Below are 9,297 nucleotides of genomic sequence, written 5' to 3'. Positions count from 1 at the left end.
TGGTACAAGCCTTCAGGGTCATTTAGTTGACCGTCTATCATCTGCTCTAAACGAGTGTTGACGGCTTCAGCTAAGTCGCCGATCGGGTCAACGTCAGCAAGTCTCGCTCCCCCTTTCAGGGTATGCATTTCCCTTTGTAACTCAACAATACCTTCGATGAAGTCTTCATCCTCGCGCCAGTGCTCCAAATACTCGGCAGCAGCAGAAAGAATATCCTTGCTTTCGTCTATAAATAAGGGAAGTAGGTCTGCTTCAAGATCATCTTCATCTATGGTTGTAGGCGCACTGACTTCAATGCTTTCAGGCTCTTCAACCGGTGTTTCAACAGGGCTTTTGATTTCAAGTTCTTCTGGCTCAGAAGTCTCTACTGGTGAGCCAGTGGTGACTTGCTTGATCTTATTGAGAAGTTCATCTGCGCCATTGATAGCTGAACCTTGTTGAACCGCTTCAACCATATTAGCTAAGGCATCATGACAGCTTAAGCAAAGAGCCGTCATGTCTTGTGTCGCATCAAGCTGCTTATTAACAATAGACTCGAATAAGGTTTCCAGTTCGTGTGCAAGATCACCAATAGGGTTGATTTCGGCCATTCGAGCACCGCCTTTAAGGGTGTGCAATTCACGCTGTAGCTCGCCAACAACCTCGATATTAAAGACGTCGGATTCCCATTGGTGCAATAGTTCGCCAGAACTGTCGATTATTTCTTGGGCTTCTTCTAAAAATATCTCGGCTAATTCCGGATCCAAGTCTAATAAGACCTGGCTAGGACTTGTCGTTTGTGATTCAGAGGGCTGTTCATTTTCTGGAGCGATATCTTCTTCAACAAGTGGGGTGTTAACACGCAAATCATCAACAATTGAAGTGATATTCGTGACCAGCTCATCTTGAGGCTGGCAAGGTTGCAAAGCCTGGATAGACTTAAGCATTGCTTCTAGAGCCTGCGAAGACTCTTCAAGTAGCGATAACATCAGGCTGGAGGCATCAGCTTTGTAATCGATTAGTTTTTCAAATAGTTTCTCAAGGATATCACTTAAATCGCCAACCGCTTCGAAGCCTGCCAAACGTGCACCACCTTTGAGTGTATGCATGTCTCGTTGTAATTGCAGGATAACGTGTTCATTACCTGGTTGTTGTTTAAGTTTGTCTAGTGCAGGGTTGATTCCATTGACTAGCTCATTAGCTTCCTCGAGGAATATTTCAGCCAAATCGGCATCCATAATGGCTTCATCGTCGAGTTCAACGCTTGCTTCTTCCTCCACTTCATCTGTGGTAGCGGAGTAGGTAGGTAATACGTCATCCAACTCTTTCTCTAGCTGGTCGAGCTTCTCGTTTAAGCTATCTTCTTGAGTTGATACACTTTGACTTTCTACCGGACTATCTTCAATAACATGGCTATGGTCAGCAATATGTTCGCGTAATTCCGCAAGCAGCTTGTTATCAAGGTTTAGAGTTAAACCCGCTGCTAGTTGATCCATCATATCGATCAATGCTTCGTGACCACGTTTGATATCATTAACAAAAACCGGGCTAGGTCTATCATTTTCGATATCAATACTGCCGTAGCAGCTTTCCAGGCATTCACAGAGTTCTGCAATGTTTTCAAGCCCGGCAACCTTGGCGCCTCGGTGGAGTGTTTTTACTTCGCCGTAAAGTTTAGTTAGCTCGTTAACGGATACAGGGCTGTGTTCCCATTGGTTAAGAATACTTTCAGCATCCAGCAATATATCCAGACCTTCGGTGAGGAAGATATTGATAATCTGCGGATCTTGTGAGGCTTCTTCAAGCGACTGGAGTTCATCACTTTGTGCGCTAAATACTTTGGACTGGAGTGATTTAAGGCCAGAGAGAAACTCATCCGTACCTGAAAGTTGCCCATCGGGATTGTTATCAAGTTGTGAGATGCCTTGTTGAATAAAATGCATAGCATCCGATAACATCGAGGCTATATCTTGATCAGCCTGAATGTTATTAGCACGTGCTTCCTTGATAAATTGTTCAACGGGTACTGCGATCTCCGCAATCGGTCTTATATTAGCTGTGTTTGCACTGCCTTTGAGTGTATGAAGCGCTCTAGATAAATCATCATCAATATCGATACTGTCATTCGCTGCACGATCAACAAATTCTAGGACAGTTGCGACATGAGAAGTGGCCTCGTTTCTGAATATATCGAGTAGCGTATCGTCGATTCCAACTGTACCTTGTTCTGCGCTCGGAGCCTCTGTCGCACCACTTGCTGCGGATGTTTCTTGCGAGGATCGTTGTAAGCTACCTAGAGGCTTAACAAAATCACCGGCAACCAAGGCTGCAGCGTGATTCTCAACGCGCTTTAGATCAAAGTCTGGGCGTTGTCTTTTTTCAAAGCACTCAATTAGTTTGGGAATATTATCGACGACTAATTGGATAAGCTCGGCAATGCTTTCATTCATCATTACCGAACCATCAATAATGCGGTTCAGAAGATTTTCGATTGCCCAAGCGGCTTCGCCAATGATGTTGGCGTTAACCATTCGTCCGCTGCCTTTCAGGGTATGGAAGGCTCGACGAAGCTCGGTTAGTGAATCCTGGTCGTCATGAGCAGCCAGATAGGTTGGCAAGTGAGTATCGATTGCTTCTAGTACTTCGCCGGCCTCTTCGATAAAAATCTCGAGGATTTCATCATCGATTAGATCGTCTTCATCATCGTCCCAGGAATCCTGGATGTCCTCTTCTTGCTCTGCTTCAGCAGCAGCTTCATTGTTTGTTTCCGGGCTTGACTCAGTTTCTGGTTCAAGGCTGTCAGAAGGTAGTGCTGGTTCTGACGCTGACTGAGTCTCTGTAGCTTCGGACCCAGTTTGCTCTTCTGCTGAAGACTTCGATGTTGCAGGGGACATTGTTTTATGGACAACACGAGTTTCGTTGCCCGACAACATATCAGCGCGGCTTATTAGATGCTCGTACTGTGTTGATTCACGCTGCTGGGAAAAATCTTCGGTTAGTTCAGGAAGCTTTTCAATAACTGAATCGAGGAGGTCGAAGACTTCCATTTCTAGGCTCATTGCAGCATCGAGATGTTTATTTAGTAAGTTCTCTATCGGCCATGCAATTTCAGCAATGACTTTTGCGCCAACCAGGCGGCCACTGCCTTTGAGCGTATGGAAGGCTCTGCGGAGGTTTTGCAGAGCGGCTTGATCTTCAGGTGTTGCTCGAAGCTGTGCCATAGCCACCTGGATCTCGTCCATGACTTCGGCAACTTCTTCCATAAATATTTCTAGAATATCTTCGTCAATGAGTCCTTCATCACTTTCTTTCTCAATCGAATCGGGTGATTCCGAAGCCACATCAGAGATATGGTGTTGAGATAGGACAGGGCTAGACTCTTCTGTGGTTTCGTGAGTCGGAAAGCCAAGTTTAGAGACGCTCTCTTCGGCAACCTTAAGTATACCGTCATTGTCTTGAGCCCCTTCTGAGAGGCGCTCCATATAATACTCAATACTGGTAATCGCATCGGCGAGACGATCCAGTTGTTGCCAGTCAGGAATATGCTTATCGCTTAATAAGGAGTCACGAATATAGGTGCTGCAAGACTCAAGAAGCTTTGCCGCCTGTGTAAGCGGGATGATTTGTAAGCCACCGCGAATACTGTCTAAGAGGTCTGGGACATCCTCTATCTCGGCGTGATCCCACTGAGATGCTATAAAGTTGACGATGCTGTTTTTTGCTTGTTCCAAGCCATTTCGTGATTCATAGATAACGGCATTATGCGCACTTTCGAAGTGTTCAGCGGGTACAACAAATTCGTTTTGCTCTTCTTCACTCTGTTCTCTCGCATCGCTGAGTGAGCTCAGATTAGCTTCGACATATAGCAGGGCACCTGCCATATCCATTAATACTTGGTCGCTAGCTGGTTCACTGCTTTCAGCGATTTCTTCTATGCGGCTAATTTGCTCTAGCACCAGCTTGCGGGCTACACCTAAGCCCAGAACAGCCATGGTATTAGCAATTTGAGTTAATTGAGGTACTAGCTCAAGCAGCTGAGTATTGTCTTTATCGTCATCGCGAACGTATAGATCTAGCTGTTCTTTGACGTGGCTGAGTTCTTCACTTAAGACCTCAACAACTGAGCTCATTGTTTCAGCGCCTGGACGATGCAGTTTCTCACGCTCGGCATCAACTTCTTGTTCGCTTGGTAAGGCTTGAGCCAAGCTAAAGGACGCTTTTAGCTCTTGGATGCGCTGACTGTCAATTGCACTTTTTGCAACGTAATACAGTAAATTCTTTAGTAAGTCCGTCGGTAAAGGCTTCGCTAGAATGGTCTGCGGTTCATCGATCATCAGTTTTATTTGGTGATCGAGCTCACGCAAGAGTTGCTTTGTTGCAGAGCTGATACCTTCTTCATCGCCTCGAATAGCATCGAGGAAACCAACGGCTACCCACCAGATTTTTCCAATGGGTGTTCCCTGGCAAAATTTCTCGAGACGAGATACGACTTTATAAAGGTAGGAAAAGTTTTCAGCAAGATCCTGATTTCTAATGACGCCAGCAAGAGAGAACTGAAACATCTGTCGAAGTTTACGCAAGTTGGCAATAACTTGTTCGTCCTGCATACGCTGATTGTGCGCAATGTCGGGTGTTATCGCCGCCGCAGATAAGTCAGGCGTAAATAAGGAGGTGTCAGATAATAAAGGCTGGCCCTGCAGAGCACGAAGATCATTTAATATTGGAAGCAGTACCACAGGCAAGTCACGCTGCCCTTTTTGTATATGCTCCAGATAGTTCTCAAGTTGCAGCAAAGAGTCCATTAAGACTTCTAGAGCTTCCTGTAGACTGGCGACCTTGTCTTCAATCAATGCCTGGCATAGTTTCTCCATTTCTTCGGCGAGTAAAGCAGCGCCGTAGAACTCTACCATTTGAAGCGTACCGTGAACTTGATGAATATAATTCAAGCAGAAGGTAATTTGAGGCGTGTCTTCTTTGTTCTCGACATAAGCCTCCAACGCTATTTGAGCTTGGGACAATGTTTGTTTAATTTCGCCTTTAACCCAGTCTAAGGCTATGTAGTCATGGTTATTACCCATAACTTCTCCAATCTATAAATGCGTTGTTTTTGTGTGTTAATTTCGACGAATAAACGCCAAAGTCTGATTGTTTTGAACTCGCTCAACATGTGGATTTTGCCAATCGACAGCTTCGCCTTGTCCAATTACGAGCAGCCCTTTAGGGGCCAGCCTTTCTACCAGACTATTCAGAATGTTGTGTTTTAATTCCTTGCGGAAGTAAATCAGAACATTCTGGCAATATATCGTATCCATGTTTCTCAGAGGGCTTTTATCAACATCAATCATATTCGCCATCGAGAAACAGACTTTTTGTTTGAGCTCACTACCGACTCGATATATATCGGGGCTGAGTTGCTCAAAATACTGGTCAACCAATCTGCGATCTAGGTCCACCAGCTTACGAACGTTATATATACCTTCTCTAGCTTTACTAAGTACCGGAAGGCTTATATCTGTTGCAGTAACACCAAAGTTACTTAACGCTCTTTTTTCTTTCAGAAGCATTTGTTGGCAAAGCATCGCCAAGGTATATGGTTCTTCTCCGGAGCTGCAACCTACACTCCATATGTTTATCGCTTCGTTTCGAGATTTTCTGCGAATTTGATCAGTTAGATATTCGCAAAATAACTCCATCGACTCAGGATTTCGGTAAAAACGTGTCTCCTGAACCATCACTCTATCGAGCAAAGTGTTCCACTCGACGATGCCGCTTGGCTTGGCACATACTTTTGCGTAGTAGTCGTCAAAGCTAGCGCATGCAATCTCTCTCATTCGAATGATTAGATTCGATTGGAGAAGCGACCGGTGATAGTACGAGATGTACATCCCAGTTCGATCTTCAAGTAATGCTTGCCACTGATGAAACTGAGCATCAGTTAGCACAGGAAAAGGCGTTGATTCCCAGTTCATTCGTGACTCATTACCCGGATACTCGCATGCTTGTGCTACGTCAGGATTCAGTAGGGCTTCCATTGCGACTACCTACAGCCAATCAGCTCGCTTTATTACACGATACCTTCATCGTTGCCCTCAGAATACTCTGAGTCACCTTCGTCGGCAGGAAGCTTAAAGCCTGACACCGATGCTCGAAGCTGACTAGCCATTTCAGCAAGGTTACCGATAGATTTCGCTGTTGCCGTCGTACCTGATGAAGTTTGAGAGGTAATCTCTTGAATAACGTTCATCGTGTTAGAAATGTGACCCGCCGACAATGACTGTTGACGTGACGCGTTAGAGATATTCTGGATCAAGTCTGCAAGACTCATCGAAACTGTTTCGATTTCTTCTAGGGCAACACCCGCATCTTGTGCAAGTCGAGCTCCTCGTACCACTTCTGCCGTGGTGTGTTCCATCGAGATTACCGCTTCGTTGGTATCTGTCTGAGTGGTTTTAACCAGTGCTTCAATCTGCTTGGTTGCAGCAGAAGAACGTTCCGCCAGTCTCTGTACTTCGTCGGCAACAACCGCGAAGCCTCGACCTGCATCCCCAGCCATCGATGCCTGAATCGCAGCGTTCAAAGATAGAATGTTGGTCTGGTCGGCAATGTCGTTGATCAAGGATACGATATCCCCGATTTCCTGAGATGATTCACCCAAGCGTTTGATACGTTTTGATGTTTCTTGAATCTGCTCACGAATAGTGTCCATGCCGTGGATGGTATTTTGTACCACTTCAGCACCTTTCTTCGCGATGGTTACCGATCTTTCCGCAACCGAAGTAGACTCTGCAGCGTTAGATGATACTTGGTCGATAGACACCGCCATTTCGTTAACCGCGGCAGAAGCACCCGCAATTTCTTGCGCCTGATGCTCTGAAGATTCAGCCAGCTGCATCGCTGTGCCCTGTGTTTCCTGGGCTGATGAAGCAACCTGTAAGGCGGTATCACGAATAGCTTTTACCAAGCCACGCATTTGGTCGATCGCGAAGTTAATCGAGTCAGCAATTGCACCCGTGAAATCCTCGGTTACTGTTGCTTCTGTTGTCAGGTCACCATCAGCAAGGTCGGCAAGTTCATCAAGTAAACGTAAGATTGCGTTTTGGTTCTGTTCGTTCTGTTCTTCCGTCATTTGCAGACGATTTTGAGATTCGCGGTATAAGTACCAGCCAGCATAAACAATCAACATGATGATTAGCGCTAGAATGATATAAGCCGTATTCGGGTTAAAGAAGCGGTCATCAGCCTGGTTTTGGAACTGGTTCGATAGAGTAGATGTATCTTTTTTCAGTGCGATAGAATTTTCGAAGATAGAGTTAGCAGCGTTACGTACTTTGAATAGTTCGGGAGAGGTTTCAAGTATCGCTTTAACGTTACTGTCGACAAACTCAAAGAGCTCGGCGATCGCTTCAAGGCCGTAGATAGCATCTTCGTCAGTTACCTGAGAAATCTGCATAGCCTCATTGCCTTCAAACATGGAGTTCATTACACGTCCGAATAGTGTCGCATCTTCACCGAAGCGGTTGGCTGCAATAGCGGCATCTTCATCACCCGTAAGGATGTTGTTAACACTACGTACAATACGTTCTGCACGAAGAGACTGGCGTTCAGCAACTGAGATCTGGTCTGCGGGAGCATCGTTCTCAAGTAGAATCATGACCACGTCTTCATACTCAATCTGGAGCTGAGGAATGGTTTCGTTTAATGTTTCAGCGATCTGGTGCAGGGTCAAAACCGTTTCCTTGTTTTCCAGGATACGGTCAGCATTGCTTTTTACTGTTTTCCACAGGTCGGTTACACCGGCGTCATCAGCAAGGTTTGATGGCGGCAAGCCGGTTTCATCATTACCTTGGTTGATTAACTGTAGCTTGTTTTCAAAGTCATCTCTAGACTTCTTCAACTGATCAAAGGCCTCTTCTTTACCGGCAGCAGCTTCAGTTGCGTTCTTTGCGACCTCTTGAGACAGTACGCGCAAATCACTAGCGTGACTGGCATATTCGACATCGTGGTTACCGTCTCTAGTGATAAAATATGAAACAACTAAAAGCGAAATCAATAACACGATCAGCGCTGAGCCCACTAAAAGAATTTGTGAGTTGGCGCTCTGGTCTGTGCTAAATTTTCCAGATATGATTTTCATTTCCTGGCTCCCGGCCTTGTACGATCTAGTGTTTGTTTTTCAATTTACTGCTTTCAAATGATGAGCAGCGTTACTACCTGACTGCAACATCAAGAAACTTTTTATTGTTTGTCAGTGTGAAGGTATCAAATACATTCCATTGACTATTGTTCTTTTCAAATGCGCCTTTTATAAAAGGCTGGATTGACTTTTCTAATAGTGAGTTAGCATTCTTTTGAAAGCTATCAGCTGAAAAGTACTGCATGCCGTGAACGCTATCTACGACAAAGCCGCTAAGAATCTCACCGTGCTCGACGATTAAGACTCGTTTATCTCTGCTCTTTTTGGAGCTGGATTCAACATCAAAAAATAAGGCTAAATCCATGATTGGAAGTAGACGGCCACGTACGTTTGCTACACCAAGCATCCAGTTTCGTACACCTGGAACAGAGGTGTACTTGGGTAGGTGCAGGATTTCAGATACTGAACCCATTGGAGCAACGAACTGAGTGTTGGCAATCGTAAAGCCGATACCATTCCATAACTCTACAGCTTCGTCTTGCGCAGGCAGCCCCGCAGCGTACTTAACGCTACGGTTTACGATGTCAGCTAGAATATCAAAGGGGCTAGCTTGCTTGGCAGAAGATGCGCTCATGCTCTGTTAATACCCTAACCCAGCAATTCGTTGATAGTTTGAATCAGGCTACTTTCTGGCACAGGTTTTACAAGATATCCTTTGGCGCCTTGGCGTGTACCCCATACCCGGTCTGTTTCCTGGTCTTTTGTTGTCACGATAATTACCGGAATTTCAGCAGTTTCAGTTGCTCGAGTTAATTGTCGAGTGGCCTGAAAACCATTTAAACCTGGCATCACGACATCCATCAGGATTAGGTCAGGTTGTTCTGCTCTCGCAACAGCAACGCCATCAGCACCATTATCAGCGGTAATCACCTCATGATTGTTGCTTTCTAGAATGGTTGAAATTTTACGAATCTCTGTAGGCGAGTCGTCCACGATCAAAATGCGAGCCATAATTCCTCCTGGCAAAATACTACTCTTTGTAAACCGAAATAATTAGCTGACTTGGCTATTCGGCATATGGGTGCGAATAGTATTCAATAATTCATCTTTACTAAATGGTTTGGTTAAATATTGGTCTGACCCAACGATACGACCTTTCGCCTTATCAAAAAGACCATCCTTAC

At 45.2% G+C, this 9,297-nt stretch carries 5 protein-coding genes and 1 pseudogene; all 6 read right to left on the bottom strand.

The genetic code is table 11. The features are described from left to right. Window positions 1-5,057, bottom strand: a 5,057-nt coding sequence (locus tag A3763_RS13590) for an Hpt domain-containing protein (protein WP_197482905.1), incomplete at its 3' end; no start/stop codon positions are given. A 36-nt stretch (window positions 5,058-5,093) separates the two neighbouring features. Beyond that, entirely contained in the window at window positions 5,094-6,011 is a 918-nt protein-coding gene (locus A3763_RS13585) for a protein-glutamate O-methyltransferase CheR (protein WP_082865245.1), read from the bottom strand. A gap of 32 nt (window positions 6,012-6,043) precedes the next feature. Then, entirely contained in the window at window positions 6,044-8,113 is a 2,070-nt protein-coding gene (locus A3763_RS13580) for a methyl-accepting chemotaxis protein (RefSeq protein WP_068740084.1), read from the bottom strand. A 73-nt stretch (window positions 8,114-8,186) separates the two neighbouring features. Continuing rightward, window positions 8,187-8,747 carry a chemotaxis protein CheW gene (locus tag A3763_RS13575; RefSeq protein ID WP_068508699.1) on the bottom strand — a complete coding sequence of 187 codons (561 nt, stop codon included), beginning with the start codon at window positions 8,745-8,747 and terminating at the stop codon, window positions 8,187-8,189. A gap of 14 nt (window positions 8,748-8,761) precedes the next feature. After that, window positions 8,762-9,124 (bottom strand): twitching motility response regulator PilH, encoded by a 363-nt coding sequence (pilH, locus tag A3763_RS13570; protein ID WP_068553627.1) that lies wholly within the window; start codon window positions 9,122-9,124, stop codon window positions 8,762-8,764. A 42-nt stretch (window positions 9,125-9,166) separates the two neighbouring features. Further along, window positions 9,167-9,297, bottom strand: a pseudogene (locus A3763_RS13565) (response regulator); the annotation flags it as partial.

Source organism: Oleiphilus sp. HI0128, from assembly GCF_001635365.1.
This window is presented reverse-complemented; position numbering and strand designations above follow the sequence as displayed.